General features: G+C 66.0%; 16 protein-coding genes. 10 read left to right on the forward strand and 6 right to left on the reverse strand.

Going from position 1 to position 18,599, the window contains the following annotated elements:
* Positions 1-36: 36 nt before the first annotated feature.
* Both JW030_RS02880 and JW030_RS02885 read right to left on the reverse strand, forming a co-directional pair.
* Positions 37-792, reverse strand: coding sequence for a glutamine amidotransferase (locus tag JW030_RS02880; protein WP_188045768.1), 756 nt, complete (start codon positions 790-792; stop codon positions 37-39).
* Between the two features lie 5 nt (positions 793-797).
* A complete protein-coding gene (locus JW030_RS02885; RefSeq protein WP_188045767.1) occupies positions 798-1,520 on the reverse strand; it encodes an alpha/beta hydrolase in 723 nt (240 codons plus the stop codon).
* Between the two features lie 72 nt (positions 1,521-1,592).
* Between JW030_RS02885 and JW030_RS02890 the strand changes: the two genes are divergently transcribed.
* The gene (locus JW030_RS02890) at positions 1,593-2,153 is read left to right on the forward strand and encodes a DUF4916 domain-containing protein (protein ID WP_188045766.1); all 561 of its coding nucleotides are present in this window, start codon (positions 1,593-1,595) and stop codon (positions 2,151-2,153) included.
* A gap of 36 nt (positions 2,154-2,189) precedes the next feature.
* The gene (locus tag JW030_RS02895; protein ID WP_188045765.1) at positions 2,190-2,753 is read left to right on the forward strand and encodes a GNAT family N-acetyltransferase; all 564 of its coding nucleotides are present in this window, start codon (positions 2,190-2,192) and stop codon (positions 2,751-2,753) included.
* 22 nt (positions 2,754-2,775) lie between these two features.
* Here JW030_RS02895 and JW030_RS02900 read toward each other — a convergent pair whose 3' ends face one another.
* From JW030_RS02900 to JW030_RS02915, 4 genes are read right to left on the reverse strand one after another with little or no spacing between them, the layout of a single operon-like run.
* Positions 2,776-3,240, reverse strand: coding sequence for a SprT-like domain-containing protein (locus JW030_RS02900; protein WP_188045764.1), 465 nt, complete (start codon positions 3,238-3,240; stop codon positions 2,776-2,778).
* 2 nt (positions 3,241-3,242) lie between these two features.
* On the reverse strand, positions 3,243-4,097 hold the full coding sequence (locus JW030_RS02905; protein ID WP_188045763.1) for a spermidine synthase: 855 nt from the start codon (positions 4,095-4,097) through the stop codon (positions 3,243-3,245).
* A gap of 43 nt (positions 4,098-4,140) precedes the next feature.
* Positions 4,141-4,407, reverse strand: coding sequence for a glutaredoxin domain-containing protein (locus JW030_RS02910; RefSeq protein ID WP_188045762.1), 267 nt, complete (start codon positions 4,405-4,407; stop codon positions 4,141-4,143).
* A 10-nt stretch (positions 4,408-4,417) separates the two neighbouring features.
* Positions 4,418-5,095, reverse strand: coding sequence for a phosphatase PAP2 family protein (locus JW030_RS02915; protein WP_188045761.1), 678 nt, complete (start codon positions 5,093-5,095; stop codon positions 4,418-4,420).
* A 211-nt stretch (positions 5,096-5,306) separates the two neighbouring features.
* Here JW030_RS02915 and JW030_RS02920 point away from each other — a divergent pair, with 211 nt between their 5' ends.
* The 8 genes from JW030_RS02920 to fusA all read left to right on the forward strand — a co-directional run bounded on the left by JW030_RS02920 (position 5,307) and on the right by fusA (position 18,466).
* Complete coding sequence (locus JW030_RS02920) at positions 5,307-8,804, forward strand: DNA-directed RNA polymerase subunit beta (RefSeq protein WP_188045760.1); 3,498 nt, start codon at positions 5,307-5,309, stop codon at positions 8,802-8,804.
* 36 nt (positions 8,805-8,840) lie between these two features.
* The gene (gene rpoC / locus JW030_RS02925) at positions 8,841-12,734 is read left to right on the forward strand and encodes a DNA-directed RNA polymerase subunit beta' (RefSeq protein WP_188045759.1); all 3,894 of its coding nucleotides are present in this window, start codon (positions 8,841-8,843) and stop codon (positions 12,732-12,734) included.
* Positions 12,735-12,969: 235 nt separating this feature from the next.
* Positions 12,970-13,875 carry a hypothetical protein gene (locus tag JW030_RS02930; protein WP_188045758.1) on the forward strand — a complete coding sequence of 302 codons (906 nt, stop codon included), beginning with the start codon at positions 12,970-12,972 and terminating at the stop codon, positions 13,873-13,875.
* 2 nt (positions 13,876-13,877) lie between these two features.
* Positions 13,878-14,414 carry a hypothetical protein gene (locus JW030_RS02935; protein WP_188045757.1) on the forward strand — a complete coding sequence of 179 codons (537 nt, stop codon included), beginning with the start codon at positions 13,878-13,880 and terminating at the stop codon, positions 14,412-14,414.
* Positions 14,415-14,506: 92 nt separating this feature from the next.
* A complete protein-coding gene (locus JW030_RS02940) occupies positions 14,507-15,115 on the forward strand; it encodes a spermidine/putrescine ABC transporter substrate-binding protein (protein ID WP_188045839.1) in 609 nt (202 codons plus the stop codon).
* Positions 15,116-15,389: 274 nt separating this feature from the next.
* Complete coding sequence (rpsL, locus tag JW030_RS02945) at positions 15,390-15,764, forward strand: 30S ribosomal protein S12 (RefSeq protein ID WP_188045756.1); 375 nt, start codon at positions 15,390-15,392, stop codon at positions 15,762-15,764.
* Positions 15,764-16,234, forward strand: a complete 471-nt coding sequence (gene rpsG, locus JW030_RS02950) for a 30S ribosomal protein S7 (protein WP_188045755.1) — start codon at positions 15,764-15,766, stop codon at positions 16,232-16,234. The genes rpsL and rpsG overlap by 1 nt, the downstream gene beginning before the upstream one ends.
* Positions 16,235-16,351: 117 nt before the next feature.
* Complete coding sequence (fusA, locus tag JW030_RS02955; protein WP_188045754.1) at positions 16,352-18,466, forward strand: elongation factor G; 2,115 nt, start codon at positions 16,352-16,354, stop codon at positions 18,464-18,466.
* Positions 18,467-18,599 lie beyond the last annotated feature (133 nt).

The raw sequence follows: 18,599 nt of genomic DNA on the forward strand, positions 1-18,599 counted from the left end.
TCGCGGCCTACGCGCCTGCGCCCGGGGACCGCCGACCTAGGCGGACAGCGTGCGCGGGGTGGCGCGCGCGTACTGCTCGACGAACCGACCCAGCACGAGGTGCGAGGCGCGGACGTCAGCGGTGGCGACGCCGTGCAGGATCTCCCCGATCGTCTCGGGGGCGAAGTAGCCGTGCTGTGAGTAGGCCTCGACCCTGGCCGCCATCGCGGCCTGATCAAGCTCGGGGTGGAACTGGGTCGCGTAGACGTTCTCGCCCACCCGGAAGGCCTGCACCGGGCAGCTGGGCGAGCTCGCGAGCACGGCGATATGCGCGGGGACGTCGCTGATAGCCTCCTTGTGACCGACGAACGCCTCGAACTCCGGCGGCAGCTCCCGAAACAGCGGGTCGACGAGCCCGGCCTCGGTCAGCGCGATCCGCACCGCCTGGGAGGTCTCGCCGTAGACGTTGTTGACGGTGGCTCCCTGATGCGCGCCGATGGTCCCGATGCCGTAACAGACCCCGAGGAACGGCACGTCTCGCGCCACCACTTCGTCGAGCAGTTCCGCGAGCTCTCGCTCGACGCGCAGCTCGACCGCTGACTTACGCTCGATGGGCTCGCTCACGGTGAACGGGCTTCCCGCCAGGATCACACCGGAGTAGCTGGCAAGGTCGAGCTGGCCGAGCGGGGCCTGGTCAGCGCGACGCCATTCGAGGTCGTCGCCCTCGAGCCCCGTGAGGGTGCAATACGAGGCATACTCCCCGGCGGCGACTTCGTCGTCGTCGCGGGTAGTGATGAGGAGAAACGGCTGCATGGGTTCTACCGTATCGGCAGAGCCCCCGGCACGTTCTGAGAGAGGAACACGAAGACGTCGTCGAGCTCGTCACGACTGACGGAGTGGCCGACGCCGGGGTACTCGCGCGCTTCGAGCGTCGAGTGCGTCGGCAGCCACGTGGCGGTGCGCGCGATTGCCTCTGCGCCGATGACGGGGTCGGCGACGTCTCGGCCCCAGAACAGGGGCGGGCGGAGCGCTTCGAGTTCGGCATCGCCCGGGAACACGCCAGGGGCGGTGAAGCCCGAGCAGTTGACGGCCGCGGCAAACCGTTGCGGCCGCGCGCGCAGCATCGAGGTGGCCATCACCCCGCCCTGGGAAAAGCCCATCACTGCGGAAGTCACCTGCGCGCCGGGCACGCGCGCTTCGACGTCATCGAGCCACTCCAGCACCGCCTGCGCGGCCAGCCAGGCGGCGTTCTCGGCACGGGACTCGGGGGCCGCGTCAGCCGACTGCAGCGACTCAGGGAACCAGGTGTACCCGCCGGTCAGAGGCGCGGCGACCGCGAACGGTGCGCGCAGCGACGCACAGACGAAGCCCTGGGGGAGCAGCGGCACGAGCCCGATCAGGTCACCCTCGTGCGAGCCGAGCCCGTGCATGAGGATGAGCAGCGGCCGTTCGGCGAGCGCGGCGACTGCGGAGGCTTCGTCGGCGGGCACGCCGCCGATCGTCCAACGAATGACCTGGGGATCGAGCGCGAGGGCGTGCATGCCGCCCAGACTAGCGATGAATGGTGAGTGATGCCTCTCCCCAGAGCCGCCCGCGTCAGGCAGAATGGCACCATGAGTGTGGACACCGAGGACCCCCCCGAACCGTCGCGCGTGCCGAACGAGAATCCCGGCTGGCTGAGTGAGCGCGAGCTCACCGAGGCCCGTGGCCGACTGCCGATGCTCTATGTCGAGGCGGTCCCGGTGCGCGTCGACGGCGTCGGCCAGGTGACCGAGGTTGGCCTGCTCTTGCGCAGCACCCCCGACGGCGTGATGACGCGTGCGCTAGTCGCCGGCCGTGTGCGGTTCGGCGAGACCATTCGCGACGCCCTGTTTCGTCACCTAGAGACGGACCTCGGCCCGATGGCGTTCCCGCTCATCCCGGCTGCCCCGGTCCCGGCGCAGGTCGCCGAGTACTTCCCGATGCCGGGGATGTCGCCGTACACCGACGAACGCCAGCACGCCGTGTCGCTCGTCTTCGTGGTGCCGGTGACGGGCACGTGCAACCCCCGCCACGACGCGCTCGAGGTGACCTGGATGGCGCCGGAGGAGGCGCTCTCGGGCGAGATGTCCCTCGAGCTCTCCGGCGGACGCGGGCGCCTGTTGCGCCAGGCCCTCGCGACCGTGGGCTGCTAGCGCACGCGGCGTTCGCCCGGCCGGTATTCTCGAGGGGTGAGCGACATCATCCTCGAGACCGAACGACTGACCCTGCGCCGGCCGACCGAAGCCGACCGCGCGACCGTCATTGACGCGTGCAACGACCCGGCGATCGTGCAGTGGGTGCCCCGCATCCCGAACCCTTACACGGGCGGCGACTTCGAGTGGTTCCTGCACACCTTCGTCGCCGACGGCTGGGACGCCGGCACCTTCTACACCTGGGCCATCGAGCACGAGGGCGAGCTCGTGGGCATGGTGAGCCTTGACAACATCGGATCCGGACAGTGCACGCTCGGATACTGGATGACGCCCGGCTCACGGGGCAAGGGGCTGCTTATGGAGGCGGTGCGCCGCGCCATTGACTACGCCTTCGCGACGGACGGCCTCGCGCTCGAGCGCATCGAGTGGCACGCGCTCGCCGGCAACGAGGCCTCGGCCCGGATCGCCCAGCGCGCGGGGTTCCGCTACGAGGGCCTGCTCCGCAAGGGCGAGGCCGGTCGCAATGGCCGCGTCGACGGACTCGTCGCCGGCCTCCTGGCGACGGACGAGCGCTCGCCGCAGGACTGGCAGCTGGCTTAGCGGCAGGATCCGGCCCGAGGGCTCACGCGGCGTCGGCCTCACGGCGACGCCAACGGATGAGGTGCTCGGGCGAGAACCGTTTCGCGCACTTGCCGCAGGACTGCGGCCGTGTGGGCTTGCGGTACCTGGCGTGCGCGTGACCCGCCGGGCAGTCGCCCAGCCACGGCGCGAGGTGCTGCGACGCGGCGTCGTCGTGGGTGCGGCCACCGACATAGCCGAGCTCGCGCGCGATGGCCTTCCACCTGGGGCCGTGCCCGGCGTGCGGTCCGGCGAGCGCGTGCGCGATTTCGTGCAGGATCACCTGGTGCACGTCGTCGTCCTCGCCGAGTTCGGCGAGCGGGCGAGACAGCGTGATCCGGTGGTCGGTGAAGTTGCAGAGGCCGGCCCGGCGCTTGGCCCGGTCGAACCCGAACGTCCAGACGTTCGGGTCGAGGTGTGTCCTGATGAGCGCCTCCGCCCAAATCCGAACCTTCGCCGGGTCGCTCATGGCTAGCGCTTCTCGAAGATCCGTCGCGCCGGCTCGGGGGACGCCGTCGCAGTCTCGTCGTTCACCGGCTTCGCGCCGGCGATCAGGGTGCGAAGCTCTGCGCCCTCGACCATGCGTGCCGGGTGCGGGCCGCCGGCGAGCAGGCGCGGCAGCCAGTCCCAGGCGTCGGGATCCTGCCCCGCGACGATGACGACATTGCCGAAGCGGCGCCCCTTGAGGACCTGCGCCTCCGCGACCGCAGCGACGGCGGGAAAGAGCGCGCGGAGCGTCGCGAGTTGCCCGCGCACGAATGGCAGGCCCGGACCGTCGGCAGCATTGATAGCGATCACGCCGCCGGGGGCCAGCAGCGGTGCGAGCAGCCGATAGAACTCGAGACTTGTGACGTGGGCCGGGGTGCGGGCGCCGGCGAACACATCGACGACGATGACGTCGCAGGCGCCGTGCAGCCCAGCCGGAAGCTTCGCGACCACCTCGCGGGCATCGCCGCGGCGCACCCGAATTTTCGCGCGTTTGGGCAGCGGGAACGACTCGCGGACGTAATCGACGAGGTCGCCCTCGAGCTCGATCACCTGCTGCGATGAGCCGGGGCGCGTCGCCTCGACATAGCGTGGGAGAGTGAACGCGCCGCCGCCCAGGTGCAGCGCGGTGATGGGCTCGCGATCGGGCCGCACCAGGTCAATCACATGCCCGATGCGGCGCACGTACTCGAAGAACAGGTCGCTCGGGTCGTCAAGGTTCACGTGCGACTGCGGGGTGCCGTCGATGAGGAGCTGCACGGCACCTTGGACGTACTTGTCCTCCTCGAACTCGGCGAGGTGACCTGATCCGGTCAGGGTACGGGGAGGGGGAATGATCACCCCTCGATGGTACGCGGCGGCACCGACACCCACCGACCGTGGGCTAGGCCAGCCCGAGCTCTGCGATCTTCGCGAGCATGTCCGCGTTGGACGGCTCCACCTGGTGGCTGCGGTCCGGGTACAGGATCACCGGAATGTTCGTTCGCCCGCTGATCTCGCGCGCGATTTCTGCCGCAGACTCTTCCGCCACCAGGTCGACGTACCGGTAGCTGGCGCCCGCCTCATCGAATACCCGCTTCGCGCGTCGGCAGTCACCGCACCAGTCCGCGCCAAAGATGATCGTTTCGCCGGAAGTGTTCGTCGCTGTCATGGCCGGGAGTCTACGCCGCGACGCTGGCGGTGGGCTTGGGCGGTACGCAGAGCCTGCGGGCGATGAGTGCCGCTCCGATGCCGAGCGCGGCGCCGGCGAGCGTGTCGCTGAGCCAGTGCACATGCAGCGCGGTGCGGCTCCACATCATCGCGAGGGTCCACGCGATCGCGAGCACCGTCGCGGCGAGGGAGAGGCGGCGGTCGAGATCGCGTGCGCCCAGGGCTACGAGCGCGAGGGACACCGCGAGCGCCGCCGCGGCCATCGAGTGCCCAGACGGGTAGGAATAGCCGTGTGAGGAGAAGAACTGCTCGGGCGGGCGGGGTCGCTGCACCAAGCGTTTCAGGATTTCTGAGCCCGCGACTCCGAGTACCCCAGCAAATCCGACAGCGAGAGCATCCCGCCCACGGCGTGCGAGGATGAGAATGCCGAACGCGATGACGAAGCAAACGAGCGCGCCAATCTGCCCGCCAACGATGGCCAGGAAGGCGGCAATCGCATGTAGCGCAGTCCCTGGTGCGGCGCCCACGTGCGCGTGCCACCAGGAATCTACGGGCAGTGGGCCGGATCCTGCGATGAAGAAATAGACACCGCCGGCCGCCACAAGCAGCACCAGAACGGCGCCAATCAGCGCCGCATATCGAGGCGACGGACGGGCCAGAGGTCCGGCGGGATCAGAATTCGAGCTCATGCGGGGGAGGGTACCGGGAGAAATTTCGCGATCGCGCTGGACACGCCCGAGTTCTTCGCATAAAGTAGAGCTTTGCGCTTCGGATACATTTCTGCCTTCATATTGCGGTCGGCCGGCATACCTCCATTGGGGGTTCGTGCACCGTCTCCGTCGTCGCTTCTTCTGCAACAATCGGCTATCCGACCCGACGGGGTCCACGGAGGTAACTTCCTTGGCTGCTGCGCGCAACGCAACTTCCAGCAACATGCCCAAGAACGGCCGCGATCACTCGCGCGTCTCGTTCGCCAAGATTTCCGACACCTTGACGGTTCCGGACCTGCTGGCATTGCAGACTGAGAGCTTTGACTGGCTCGTCGGCAACGATGCCTGGAAGGCGCGCGTCGCCGAGGGTACGGCTCAGGGGCGCGACGACCTCGCGCTGAAGAGCGGCCTCGAGGAGATCTTCGAGGAGATCTCTCCCATCGAGGACAACGCCGGCACGATGCAACTGTCGTTCGAGAACCCGATTCTCGACGAGCAGAAGTACACGATCGACGAGTGCAAGGAGCGCGGTAAGACGTACTCCGCTCCGCTCTACGTCGAGGCGGCGTTCTACAACACCGAGACTCAGGTACTGAAGAGCCAGACAGTCTACATGGGCGATTTCCCCATCATGACCGGCAAGGGCACCTTCATCATCAACGGCACCGAGCGCGTGATCGTTTCGCAGCTGGTCCGTAGCCCCGGTGTGTACTTCGAGCGCGCTCAGGAGAAGACCTCCGATAAGGACGTCTTCACCGCTCGCGTAATCCCGAGCCGTGGCGCATGGCTCGAGTTCGAGATCGACAAGCGCGATCAGGTGGGCGTCCGCATCGACCGCAAGCGCAAGCAGTCGGTCACGGTCTTCCTCAAGGCGCTCGGCATGACGAGCGAAGAGATCCTGGAAGAGTTCGCCGGCTACGAGTCGATCGCCCTCACGCTGGAGAAGGACGCTGTCCTCACCCAGGAGGAGGCGCTCAAGGACATCTACCGCAAGCAGCGCCCGGGCGAGCAGGTGGCCATCGAGGCTGCGCGTGCGCTCCTCGACAACAGCTACTTCAACTCGAAGCGCTACGACCTGGCGAAGGTCGGTCGCTACAAGATCAACCGCAAGCTCGGCATCGATGCGCCGATCACCGATTCGGTGCTCTCGCTCGAGGACATCGTTCGCACGATCAAGTACCTCGTCGGCCTCCACGCTGAGACCGAGACCATCCCGGGCGTTCGCGACGGCAAGGTCATCGACCTGCGCCTCGAAACGGACGACATCGATCACTTCGGCAACCGTCGCATCCGCGCCGTGGGCGAGCTGATCCAGAACCAGGTCCGTACCGGCCTGTCGCGCATGGAGCGCGTCGTGCGCGAGCGCATGACGACCCAGGACATCGAAGCGATCACCCCGAACACCCTGATCAACACGCGCCCCGTGCTCGCGGCGATCAAGGAGTTCTTCGGTACCTCGCAGCTGTCGCAGTTCATGGATCAGAACAACCCGCTCGCGGGCCTGACCAACAAGCGCCGCCTGTCGGCCCTCGGCCCGGGTGGTCTCTCACGTGACCGCGCAGGTGTCGAGGTTCGTGACGTTCACCCGTCGCACTACGGCCGCATGTGCCCCATTGAGACCCCGGAAGGCCCGAACATTGGTCTGATCGGTGCGCTCGCAACCTTCGCACGCATCAACGCGTTCGGCTTCATCGAGACGCCGTACCGTCGCGTGCTCGATGGTCAGGTCACCGACCAGGTTGACTACCTCACCGCGCACGAAGAGGACGAGTTCCTCATCGCGCAGGCAGGCGCCCCGCTGACTCCGCAGGGCACCTTCGCCGAGGCTCAGGTGCTCGCTCGCCCCCGTGGCTCCGAGGTGATCCTGGTCGACGCAGGCCGCGTTGACTACATGGACGTCTCGCCCCGCCAGATGGTGTCGGTCGCGACCTCGCTCATCCCGTTCCTCGAGCACGACGATGCGAACCGCGCCCTCATGGGTGCCAACATGCAGCGTCAGGCGGTCCCGCTGGTGCGCAGCGAGAGCCCGCTCGTCGGTACCGGCATGGAGGGCTACGCAGCCATCGACGCCGGTGACGTCGTCATCGCGAAGGATGCCGGCGTGATCGCCGACGTCTCGGCCGATGTCGTCACGGTGCAGCTGGACGAGGGCGGCACGCGCTCGTACTACATGCGCAAGTTCGACCGCTCGAACCAGGGCACGAGCTACAACCACCGCGTCATCGTCAAGGCTGGCGAGCGTATCGAAGCCGGCGAGGTTATCGCCGACGGTCCTGCAACGGAGAATGGCGAGCTCGCGCTCGGCAAGAACCTCCTCGTGGCATTCATGCCGTGGGAGGGTCACAACTTCGAGGACGCGATCATCCTGAGCCAGAACCTGGTGAAGGACGACACCCTCTCCTCGATTCACATCGAAGAGTACGACGTCGACGCTCGCGACACGAAGCTTGGCAAGGAAGAGCTCACGCGCGACCTGCCGAACGCTTCGATGGAGGCCCTCAAGGACCTCGACGAGCGCGGCGTCATCCGCATCGGCGCCGAGGTTCGCCCCGGCGACATCCTCGTCGGCAAGGTCACGCCCAAGGGCGAGACCGAGCTCTCTGCCGAGGAGCGCCTGCTTCGCGCGATCTTCAACGAGAAGAGCCGCGAGGTGCGCGACACGTCGCTCAAGGTGCCTCACGGCGTCTCGGGCACCGTCACCTCCGTCAAGGTGTTCGATGCAGAGAACAACAAGGAAGACGAGCTCGGCTCTGGTGTCAACCAGCGCGTCGTCGTCTACATTGCTCAGCGTCGTAAGATCACCGAGGGCGACAAGCTTGCCGGCCGTCACGGCAACAAGGGCGTCATCTCGAAGATCCTCCCGATCGAGGACATGCCGTTCCTCGAAGACGGAACGCCGGTCGACATCATCCTGAACCCGATGGGTATCCCGGGCCGAATGAACTTCGGCCAGGTCCTCGAGACCCACCTGGGCTGGATCGCGAAGCAGGGCTACAAGGTCGAGGGCACCCCCGAGTGGGCTGCTCAGCTGGCCGACAACGCCCGCGAGGTCGCTCCGAACACGAAGCTTGCTACCCCCGTGTTCGACGGCGCTTCCGAGCTCGAGATCGAGGGGCTGCTCGACTCGACGCTGCCCACCCGTGACGGCGTGCGCCTGATCGACTCCTCCGGCAAGACCCGTCTCTTCGACGGTCGCTCGGGCGAGCCGTTCCCCTACCCGGTCTCGGTTGGGTACATGTACATCTTGAAGCTGCACCACCTGGTGGACGACAAGATTCACGCTCGCTCGACGGGTCCGTACTCGATGATCACCCAGCAGCCGCTCGGCGGTAAGGCCCAGTTCGGTGGCCAGCGCTTCGGTGAGATGGAAGTGTGGGCGCTCGAGGCCTACGGTGCGGCATACGCACTGCAGGAGCTCCTCACCGTCAAGTCGGACGACATCCTCGGCCGCGTGAAGGTGTACGAGGCGATCGTGCGTGGCGAGAACATTCCGGAGCCTGGTGTTCCCGAGTCGTTCCGCGTGCTCATGAAGGAAATGCAGTCGCTCTGCCTGAACGTTGAGGTGCTCGGCGCAGACGGCCAGGCCGTTAACCTGCGTGACAACGATGATGAAGCCCACCGCACTGCGGAAGAGCTCGGTATCAACCTCTCGACTCGCTTTGAGTCCTCGTCTATCGACGAGATCTAAGCCAGTCCCAGACAGAATTTGATTCAAGGAGAGAAATTGCTCGAGCGCGAGAATTTTAACGAGCTGCAGATCCGTCTGGCGACTGCCGATGATATCCGTAGCTGGTCGTATGGCGAGGTCAAGAAGCCTGAGACCATCAACTACCGCACCCTGAAGCCCGAGAAGGACGGTCTGTTCGGCGAGCAGATCTTCGGACCGAGCCGCGACTGGGAGTGCGCGTGTGGCAAGTACAAGCGTGTCCGTTACAAGGGCATCATTTGTGAGCGTTGTGGCGTAGAGGTCACGAAGTCCAGCGTGCGTCGTGAGCGGATGGGTCACATCGAGCTGGCCGCTCCCGTCACGCACATCTGGTACTTCAAGGGTGTGCCGAGCCGTCTCGGTTACCTGCTCGACATGGCGCCGAAGGACCTCGAGAAGGTCATCTACTTCGCTGCGTACATGGTCATCTCGATCGACGAGGAGGGCCGTCACGAAGACATGCCCGGTCTCGAGAACGAGCTTCGGCTCGAGCTCAAGACCCTCGAGGATCAGCGCGACATCGCCATTGGCGAGCGTCAGCAGCAGGCGGAGAGCGACCTTGCGGCGCTCGAGGCCGAGGGTGCGAAGGCCGATCAGCGCCGCCGCGCCCGCGACTCTGCGGACAAGGACATGGCGTCGCTGCGCAAGCGTTACGACGACGAGATTGCTCGTCTCGAGCGCGTGTGGGAAGACTTCCGCAACCTGAAGGTCGGCGATCTCAAGCCCGAGGACGCAGTCTTCGCTGAGCTCATGGACCGCTACGGCAGCTACTTCGACGCCTTCATGGGCGCCGAGGCGATCAAGCGTCGCCTGCTGGCGTTCGACCTCGCTGCCGAGTCGGAGATGCTGCACCTGCAGATCGCCGAGGGCAAGGGTCAGAAGAAGATCCGTGCGATCAAGCGTCTGAAGGTTGTCAGCTCGTTCCTGCAGACGGGCGCAAGCCCGGCTGCGATGGTCCTCGACGTTGTCCCGGTGATCCCGCCGGAGCTGCGCCCGATGGTGCAGCTCGACGGTGGCCGCTTCGCGACCTCGGATCTCAACGATCTGTACCGCCGCGTGATCAACCGCAACAACCGCCTGCGTCGTCTGCTCGATCTCGGTGCTCCCGAGATCATCGTGAACAACGAGAAGCGCATGCTGCAGGAAGCCGTCGACGCACTGTTCGACAACGGCCGCCGTGGTCGCCCCGTTACGGGCACCGGCAACCGTGCGCTGAAGTCACTGTCCGACATGCTCAAGGGCAAGCAGGGCCGGTTCCGCCAGAACCTGCTCGGCAAGCGCGTGGACTACTCGGGCCGTTCGGTCATCGTGGTCGGCCCGCAGCTCAAGCTGCACCAGTGTGGTCTGCCCAAGCAGATGGCACTCGAGCTGTTTAAGCCGTACGTGATCAAGCGCCTCATCGATCTGTCGCACGCACAGAACATCAAGGCCGCGAAGCGCATGGTCGAGCGCAGCCGTTCCGAGGTCTGGGACGTGCTCGAGGAGATCATCCGCGAGCGCCCCGTGCTGCTGAACCGCGCACCGACGCTGCACCGCCTGGGCATCCAGGCCTTCGAGCCGATGCTCGTCGAGGGTAAGGCCATCCAGCTGCACCCGCTCGTCTGCACCGCGTTCAACGCAGACTTCGATGGTGACCAGATGGCAGTCCACCTGCCGCTGTCGGTCGAGGCTCAGGCCGAGGCCCGCGTGCTGATGCTCGCGTCGAACAACATCCTGAAGCCGTCTGATGGCCGCCCGGTGACCCTGCCCTCGCAGGATATGATCATCGGTCTGCACCACATCACCACGGTGAAGGCTGGGGCGGCTGGCGAAGGCCGCGCATTCTCGTCGGTCGCTGAGGCGATCCTGGCGAAGGATCAGGGCTCGCTCGATCTCGGCGCGGTCGTCAAGATCCGCCTGCTCGGGTACACGAGCGCCGAGGGTGTCACGACGGAGGGTCCGCTCCTCGTCGAGACCACACTTGGTCGCGCGCTGTTCAACGAGACCCTTCCGGTCGACTACCCGTACTTCGAGCGGGTTGCCGACAAGACGAGTCTCTCGGCGCTGGTCAACGACCTCGCCGAGCGGTACCCCAAGGTGGAGGTCGCCGCAACGCTCGACCGCATCAAGGACGCGGGTTTCTACTGGGCTACTCGCTCGGGCGTCACCGTCGCACTCTCGGACATCGTGACTCCGTCGAACAAGGCAGAGATCCTCGAGAGCCACGAGAAGAAGGCCGCGGACGTTCAGAAGAAGTTCGACAAGGGTCTCATCACCGACGCCGAGCGTCGCAGCGAGCTCGTCGAGATCTGGACGGAGGCGACCGACGAGGTTGCCGCCGCCATGCGCGCGGCGTTCACCGAGGACAACACCATCTACCGGATGGTCTCGTCAGGTGCTCGTGGTAACTGGCTCCAGATCCGCAACATTGCGGGTATGCGCGGCCTGGTGAACAACCCGAAGGGTGAGATTATCCCTCGCCCGATCATCTCCTCGTACCGTGAGGGCCTGTCGGTTGCGGAGTACTTCATCGCGACCCACGGTGCTCGTAAGGGCCTGGCTGATACCGCTCTGCGTACCGCCGACTCGGGTTACCTGACCCGTCGTCTGGTGGACGTCTCGCAGGACGTCATCATCCGCGAGGTGGACTGTGGCACGCGCCGCGGCCTCGAGCTCGACATCGCCGCTCGCGGCGCTGACGGCCAGCTCGTCCGTGACGAGAACGTCGAGAACTCGGTCTACGCACGTACCCTCTCCACCGATTCGGTGCTGGAGGACGGCACGGTGGTTGCGACCGCTGGAGCCGACGTGGGTGACGTGCTCATCGACCGCCTGGTGGCGGCCGGCGTGCGCGAGATCAAGGTTCGCTCGGTGCTCACCTGTGAGTCAGCGGTTGGCGTCTGCGCCACCTGCTACGGTCGCTCGCTTGCGACCGGCCAGCGCGTCGACATCGGCGAAGCGGTCGGCATTATCGCCGCTCAGTCGATCGGCGAGCCGGGCACGCAGCTCACCATGCGTACCTTCCACACCGGTGGTTCGGCTTCGGCCGACGACATCACGCAGGGTCTGCCCCGCGTGCAAGAGCTCTTCGAGGCACGTACCCCCAAGGGTGCGTCGCCGATCGCGGAGGCTGCTGGCCGGATCACGATCGAGGACACCCCCAAGGGTCGGAGCGTTCTCTTGACGCCGGACGACGGCACCGAGGAGAAGATCTACCCCGTCCTGAAGCGTTCGACGCTTCTCGTTGAGGATGGCGACCGGGTCACGCTCGGACAGCCGTTTATCGCGGGCACGCTTGACCCGAAGGACATCCTTCAGGTCGGTACGACCGACGAGGGCAAGCACATTCCGGGCGAGCGCGCCGTTCAGAAGTACCTCGTTGAGGGCGTTCAGAACGTGTACCGCTCGCAGGGCGTGCCGATCCACGATAAGCACATCGAGGTCATCGTTCGTCAGATGCTGCGCAAGGTCACGGTCGTCGATCACGGCGAGACTGATCTGCTCCCGGGCGAGCTCGTTGACCGGGCCCGCTACCAGCGGATCAACCGCGAAGCGCTGCTCGAGGGCAAGCGTGCCGCGACGGCTCGCGCCGAGGTCATGGGTATTACGAAGGCGTCGCTTGCGACCGAGTCGTGGCTGTCGGCCGCCTCGTTCCAGGAGACGACCCGCGTCCTTACCCAGGCTGCGATGGAGGGAAGCCGCGATCCGCTGATCGGTCTCAAGGAGAACGTCATCATCGGTCAGCTCATCCCCGCCGGAACCGGTCTCGAGGTCTACCGCAACGTGACCGTCGAGGCGACCGAAGAGGCGAAGGCGGAGCGTTACCCGAACCGCATCTTCACCGAGGACGCCGGCTTCGACGAGAACGACCTGTCGTTCGTCGATTTCGACAGCTTCACGTCGGACGAGTTCAACCCGGGCACCTACAACTAGTCGGTTCCCAGTAGAACGGGGTGGTCACCTTCGGGTGGCCGCCCCGTTTTCGTTTTCCCCGCAGGATCCGCCCCGCGCCTTGGCGACCGCGAGTTCGCGCGGCGCATTCACGCCGAACACGGCGCGGGATCCTGCCGGGCGTCGGTGGCCGTTGCTATGGTGACGTCGAACGGTCCTCACGGCCCGCTCTCTGGCGCGACGGCGCCGGAACCCGCATCGAGGAGAGGCCACAGCGATGACCGAGGAACGCGACACCGAGCAGGCGGGCGCCCCGATCGACGAGACGGGTGCCACCGAGACCGAGGTTATGGCCGCCGTGGAGCGCGCAATCGACCCGGCTGATGCGAAGGTCGAGTCCGCCCCGGCAGACGCCGTGCAGGCCGAGAGTGAGCCCGTCGTCGACGCGGCTATCGATCCCGCAGCGACGGGCGAGATCGTCGCTGAGCAGCCCGGCGCCGAGCCCGTCGTGATCTCGGACCTCGACATGCCGAGTGCGGCCGCGCCTGTCGCTGAGCCGGTCGTTCCGGCTGCCGCGCCCGCGCCTGAGCAGATTCAGATCGCGACCGACCACCCGATGGCCGGCTTCTACGTGCAGACGCCGCTGCCCCCCGAGGTGCGCGGTAACCGTGGAGCAGGCGTGCTCATCGCGCTCGTGGCGACTGCTGGCTTTGCGCTCGTGTACGCCGGGGTCATCTCCGGGCTGATCGCCTTCGAGTTCCCGCCCTCGACATTCCTCTCGGAGGGGCTGCTCCCGATTCTCACGTCGTGGGCCTTTATCTTCCCGGTAGCGGCCTTCTTCGTGGGGCTGAGCGCACTGGTGCTTATCGTCGGCCGCGCAGGCTGGTGGGCGTACGTACTCGGCGGCTTCCTCGTCGCGGTGCTCGTCTGGGCGGCGGCGGTCGTCGGGCTGGTGCTCGCGCCTGAGGCGTTTGGCCGCCCGAGCGGGTTCAGCACGGACCCGATGGTGGTACTGAACCTCATCGGCCTCTCGCTGCCGGCACTCGGAGCCGCGCTCGTCGCCCGTGAAACCACGATTTGGTTTGGCGCCTGGATTGGCGCACGTGGTCGCAAGATGACCGCGAAGAACCGCGAGGCCCTCGCCGAGTACGAGCAGCGCGTCGCGGAGGCCCAGGCCGTCTAGCCATGGTTCCCGGCGAGCGACGTGGAGTCACCCGCGGCTACGCCGTGGGACTGATCGGCGCCGTCACGTTGCTCGCGTTCGCACTGCTCGTCGCCGGCTGGGGCGCCATCGCGCTGGCGACCGGCACGCAACCGGTGCAGACCGACAGCGTGCCGTTTGTGGCGGCACCCCTAGCGGTCGGGCTGAGCCTGGCCCTGCTCGTGGGCATGCTGTGGACGTCGACCGTCACGTTACTGCGAGGAACGCGCACGCCGCCGCTGGCTCAGTCAGTTGTCGCCGCCTGCGGCGCGTACCTGCTGTGGTGCCTGGTCGGCATGCTCGCGGGCATGAGCATCGGCGAGACCTGGCTGAGCTGGTATTCCGTCGTGCTCGCGGTGTTCTGGGCGTTGGCCCCGCTGATCCTGTGGGCCGTGCTCACTCGTCGGGTCTACTCCGACCGCCGGCCGCCCCGCTGGTACTGGGAGAATCACCCGGCGCCCGGCGACCTGCAGTATCCGGACCAGCCGGTGGACCCCGAAGGCGGCCCCCGGGGTCCATAGCCGACGGCCGCCCCGCGCGGCATGTGCCACAATCTCGACTCGCCCGGGTAACATTGGGCACCGTGGCAGAGGAGAGCATCGAGCAGCGCGTGATGAACGCCGTTGACGCCTGGCTGCGCTGGCTCCCGACCTGGGCGCCCGGCACGCACCGCGGACGCAGCCGAATCTGCCGCCGCTGCACCGGATCGCCGATTGTCGCCGCGGTGGGCTTGACCGAGGACGTGCCGCATCAGGTCCTCCACGCCCTGGTCTCTCGAATGCAGCGCATCGTCGATCGTGAGGTCGATACGTTCACGGAGCGCGAGCTGCCGATGCTGCACGCCGAACTGGACGGTGAGAAGAACTGGTCGCCTGCCGTGTTCGACCCGACGGCTGGCCTCGACCCCGAGTACGACGGGCTCGACCTCGACCCAGAGCCTGCCGAGGACGCCCAACCCTTCCTGTTCACGCTCGCCGGCCTCGCCGCCACCAGCCAGCCGGAGCCCCCGCTGCCCCGGCCGCCACTTACCGCCGCCGAGAAGGCGCAGCTTCGCGCCGAGATCGCACGCGCCGACCAGTGCGCAGAGGACGCCGGGCGCGAGGTGTGTTTCGCGGTCGCGGGGCATCGCCCGCGCGTAACTGCCGCGGTGACCCGTTTCGTCGAACCCCAGATCCGTTCGATGCTCGAACATCTGAGCGAACAGTTGGAAGCGCCCGAGTAGCGAGCGCTCGCCCAGCCTTGCCAATTCCCGGGAACTGCAGGTACAGTTGACTCTCGGTGTGCTCCACCGCGCGTTTTGGCGTGCCTCGGCATGGTTTTCGCGAGCGGGGGAGAACACGATTGGGTTCTCCGTTCCATTCGGGGCGGTACCCCCACGGCATACCTGCACTCCGTTCGCGTCTAACGCGGCAGCAGGTCAGCGACCGCGTGAGCGGCCGCACATGCTCAGTCCATGAAGCATTCCTGTCACCGTGCAGGATAACCAAGGAGAATCAGTGCCAACGATTCAGCAGTTGGTTCGCAAGGGGCGTACGCCGAAGGTCGTCAAGACCAAGGCTCCCGCTCTGAAGGCGAACCCGCAGCAGCGCGGGGTATGCACCCGTGTCTACACCACCACCCCGAAGAAGCCGAACTCGGCGATGCGTAAGGTCGCTCGTGTGAAGCTCTCGAACGGGACCGAGGTTACGGCCTACATCCCCGGTGAGGGCCACAACCTGCAGGAGCACTCGATGGTGCTCGTGCGCGGCGGTCGCGTGAAGGACCTTCCCGGCGTGCGTTACAAGATCGTGCGCGGCGCGCTCGATACGCAGGCCGTCAAGGGCCGTAAGCAGGCGCGTAGCCTCTACGGTGCGAAGAAGGAGAAGAAGTAATGCCTCGTAAGGGACCTGCTCCGAAGCGCCCCGTAGTTGCCGATCCGGTATACGGCGCCCCCATTGTGAGCCAGCTCGTCAACAAGATCCTCCTGGACGGCAAGAAGGGGCTCGCCGAGCGCATTGTGTATGACGCACTCGCTGCGGTGGGCGCCAAGTCCGATCAGGATGCGGTCACGGTCCTCAAGAAGGCGCTCGACAACGTGCGCCCCACCCTTGAGGTCCGCTCGCGTCGCGTCGGCGGATCCACCTACCAGGTGCCCGTCGAGGTCAAGCCGCACCGTGCGAACACGCTCGCACTTCGCTGGCTGACCAGCTACGCAAAGGCTCGTCGTGAGAACAGCATGACGGACCGACTCACCAACGAGATCCTCGACGCATCCAACGGCCTCGGTGCCGCTGTGAAGCGCCGCGAGGACACTCACAAGATGGCTGAGTCGAACCGCGCATTCGCGCACTACCGCTGGTAGGTCGCGTTTCACGTTGCTTCGCCCGGGCTTCACGGCCCGGGCGGAGCAACCGCTTCGGCGGCTGACCCAGTCGTCAGGCACACCACACTTCCCTCACCGATCCCTGGAGGATTCCCCGTGGCACAAGACGTGCTCACCGACCTGAGCAAGGTCCGCAACATCGGCATCATGGCCCACATCGATGCCGGCAAGACCACCACCACCGAGCGCATCCTGTTCTACACGGGCGTGAACCACAAGCTCGGCGAGACCCACGATGGTGGCGCGACCACTGACTGGATGGAGCAGGAGAAGGAACGCGGCATCACGATCACCAGTGCCGCGGTGACCTGCTTCTGGAACAAGAACCAGATCAACATCATCGACACCCCCGGTCACGTCGACTTCACCGTTGAGGTGGAGCGCTCGCTCCGCGTCCTCGACGGCGCAGTCGCAGTGTTCGACGGCAAGGAGGGCGTTGAGCCCCAGTCCGAGACCGTCTGGCGCCAGGCCGACAAGTACAACGTGCCCCGCATCTGCTTCGTCAACAAGATGGACAAGATGGGCGCCGACTTCTACTTCACCGTAGACACGATCGTCAAGCGCCTCGGCGCGAAGCCGCTCGTGATGCAGCTTCCGATTGGATTCGAGTCGGGCTTCGAGGGCGTTGTCGACCTCATGGAGATGCGTGCGCTGACCTGGCGCGGCGACGCCAAGGGTGACGTGACCCTCGGTGCGAACTACGAGATCGAAGAGATTCCTGCTGACCTGCAGGAAAAGGCCGTGGAGTACCGCGCCAAGCTCGTCGAGACGATCGCCGAGAGCGACGACGCACTGCTGGAGAAGTACTTTGCCGGCGAGGAGATTTCGATCCCCGAGCTCAAAGCTGCGCTTCGCAAGATGGTCGTCAACAGCGAGATCTACCCGGTCTTCTGTGGCTCGGCGTTCAAGAACCGCGGCATCCAGCCGATGCTCGACGCGGTCGTTGACTACCTGCCGAACCCGCTCGACGTCGGTGCCATCGAGGCACACGACCCGCGCGACGAGTCGATCGTCATCGAGCGTCTCCCCGATTCCTCGCAGCCGTTCGCGGCTCTCGCGTTCAAGGTTGCCGTGCACCCGTTCTTCGGTCGCCTCACCTACGTTCGCGTGTACTCGGGTCACGCCGAGTCGGGCGCTGCCGTCATCAACTCGACCAAGGGCCGCAAGGAGCGCATCGGAAAGATCTTCCAGATGCACGCCAACAAGGAGAACCCGGTCGATCAGCTCACCGCTGGCAACATCTACGCGGTGATCGGTCTCAAGGACACCACGACCGGCGACACGCTGTCGGACATCAACAGCCAGGTTGTCCTGGAATCGATGACCTTCCCGGAGCCCGTCATCGAGGTGGCCATCGAGCCGAAGACCAAGGCTGACCAGGAGAAGCTCGGCACGGCGATCCAGAAGCTCGCTGAAGAGGACCCCACGTTCCGCGTGAGCCTCAACGCCGAGACCGGCCAGACGGTTATCGCCGGCATGGGCGAGCTGCACCTTGATATCCTCGTTGACCGCATGAAGCGCGAGTTCAACGTCGAGGCCAACGTGGGCAAGCCCCAGGTTGCGTACCGCGAGACGATCCGCAAGACCGTCGAGAAGCACGACTACACCCACAAGAAGCAGACCGGTGGTTCGGGTCAGTTCGCTAAGGTGCAGATCTCGCTTGAGCCCCTCGATCCGGCCGGCGACAAGATGTACGAGTTCGCGAACAAGGTCACCGGTGGCCGCGTTCCTCGCGAGTACATCCCCTCGGTCGACGCAGGTATCCAGGACGCCATGCAGTACGGCATCCTGGCCGGCTTCCCCCTCGTGGGCGTCAAGGCGGCTCTGCTGGACGGTCAGTACCACGACGTTGACTCGTCGGAAATGGCGTTCAAGATCGCCGGCTCCATGGCGTTCAAGGAGGCTGCTCGCAAGGCGAGCCCCGTCCTCCTCGAGCCCATGATGGCTGTCGAGGTCCGTACTCCCGAGGAGTACATGGGCGACGTCATCGGCGATATCAACTCGCGTCGTGGCCAGATCCAGTCGATGGAGGACGCGAGCGGTGTGAAGATCATCAACGCGCTCGTCCCGCTGTCTGAAATGTTTGGGTACATCGGCGACCTGCGGTCCAAGACCAGCGGCCGCGCCGTGTTCTCGATGACTTTCCATTCCTACGCTGAGGTCCCCAAGGCCGTGGCTGAAGAGATCATTCAGAAGGTCAAGGGCGAATAACTTCGCCCTCTCCGGTGGAGGCTGGGCGTCTGTCCAGCCTCCGCCACCGCTCCAGGTCGAAATTCATCGGCTGAGCAAGTAACATATCTATATCCCCTGTGCCCATATCTCCGGAATCCATCGGAAGGTGTGC

The organism is Leucobacter sp. CX169 (assembly GCF_017161405.1).
GTDB lineage: Bacteria > Actinomycetota > Actinomycetes > Actinomycetales > Microbacteriaceae > Cx-87.